The 236-nt window shown below is 33.9% G+C and carries 1 pseudogene; it reads right to left on the bottom strand.

The annotated features are described in order from the left end of the window. A pseudogene (locus tag AAEY62_RS24800) lies at positions 1 to 236 on the bottom strand (glycerol-3-phosphate dehydrogenase); the annotation flags it as partial.

Genomic DNA, 236 nt, shown 5'->3' with positions numbered 1-236 from the left:
GGTATGCACTATGTCGTTATGAGTAAGTTGTTTTTTAAAGTAATTATTAGTAATGCCAATTAAGTAATCGACTTCTTTATCGCTAATTTTTACATCTGCTATATTGTCGCTGTATTCTTCATCTGTAGTGCCAATCAGTGAATAGTCATCTTCAAATGGGGTAACAAAAATAATACGCTGATCTTTATTTTGTAAAATATAGGCCTGCGGCTCAGTGTGAATACGCGGCACAATAA

Origin of the sequence: Pseudoalteromonas sp. GW168-MNA-CIBAN-0100, assembly GCF_040309225.1 — a bacterium.
Lineage (GTDB): Bacteria > Pseudomonadota > Gammaproteobacteria > Enterobacterales > Alteromonadaceae > Pseudoalteromonas > Pseudoalteromonas arctica.
Note: the sequence above shows the minus strand (reverse complement) of the source record. Positions and strands in the feature narration are given on the sequence as shown.